At 65.0% G+C, this 1,195-nt stretch carries 1 protein-coding gene and 1 pseudogene; one reads left to right on the top strand and one right to left on the bottom strand.

The window, feature by feature from the left end; translation table 11 throughout:
* Nucleotides 1–884, bottom strand: an 884-nt coding sequence (locus tag ACWEO7_RS39620) for a transposase (protein WP_452431008.1), incomplete at its 3' end; no start/stop codon positions are given.
* Nucleotides 885–931: 47 nt separating this feature from the next.
* Between ACWEO7_RS39620 and ACWEO7_RS39615 the strand changes: the two are divergent.
* Nucleotides 932–1,102, top strand: a pseudogene (locus ACWEO7_RS39615) (IS3-like element ISPfr13 family transposase); the annotation flags it as partial.
* Nucleotides 1,103–1,195 lie beyond the last annotated feature (93 nt).

The raw sequence follows: 1,195 nt of genomic DNA, 5'->3' as shown, positions 1-1,195 counted from the left end.
ATGAGATCACCCTCCCAATGGCCCGGGTTCGCGCGGTTCTCGGCTTCGGCCGGCCGGTTGCCGATCAGCACCTCGGACGTGATGTGGGCCCAGGCGACGCGTTTGGACCGAGCTCGGGGCATGCGCAGTGCCCGGCCGGTTCGCAGAGTCAGGATCAGTTCCCGATCGAGGGCGCCGCGTCCTGCGATGTATAGTGCCTGGTAGATGGCCTCGTGGCTGATCCGCATCGACTTGTCGTCGGGAAAGTCGATCTTCAGCCGCTGCGCGATCTGCTCCGGGCTCCACGCCTGAACCCATTGCCGGTCCGAGCGGTGCGGCTTGTTGCGGCCGGTCCAGATCCCCGTCGCCGGCCCGGCGGCAACCCTGCCCTTCGCATCGGTGATCCGCCCCGCCAGGCGCTGCTGCACGTAGTCCCGAAGTTGTTTATTTTCAGCGAGTTTCGCCGTTTTCGGGCGTCTGGCGAACAGTTCGGCTTTCCACTGGGCGACCGAGGCGCGGTAGTCGAGCTTGCCGCCGCGGGTCGCGGCGTTACGCCGCAGCTCACGAGAGATGGTCGAGGGGCTGCGACCCAGCGCCCGCGCGATCTGCCGCACACCCTTGCCCTGCACCCTGAGCAGCGCGATCTCCTCACGTTCGGCGAAAGACAGGTAACGGCCGCCTGGCCTGGCCCAGGAATACGGTGACATCCCGCCAGCATCACGGAACCATCGACTGCCCTTGACAGGCGATACCCCCACTGCCACACCAGCTTCCGTCGGAAGCAGGCCCTCGGCGATCTTGTCCCAGAACAGGCGCTCCACTGAACGCGGCATCCCTGGAGCGCCCGGCGACCGCATCGGCGCTCGTCCGGTGACCTCCCGCACCCAGTCCGATGGCCTTCCCATAACACCCTCCGTGACCTCGGGTGTTGCGTCCACCGGTTGAACCTGAGCAATACACCAGTATTCGGTTCACCGAGCATCTGCGGATCGAGGGCATCAGCCCATCGATCGGCAGCGTCGGCGACGCCTACGATAACGCCCTGATGGAGACCATCAACGGTCTCTACAAGGCCGAATGCATCCGCACCAGCGTGTTCCACGACGGTCCGTGGAAGACGATTTGAACCGTCCTGGATCCGGTGGAGACCCGAGTTCAGGCCACCTCGGCCGAGATGGTCTGTTGATGGTAGATGTGTTCGTATTCGACCGGTGGC

Source organism: Nocardia sp. NPDC004260 (genome assembly GCF_053603155.1).
The sequence above is the reverse complement of the archived record's forward strand: the minus strand, read 5'-3'. Positions and strand labels throughout refer to the sequence as shown.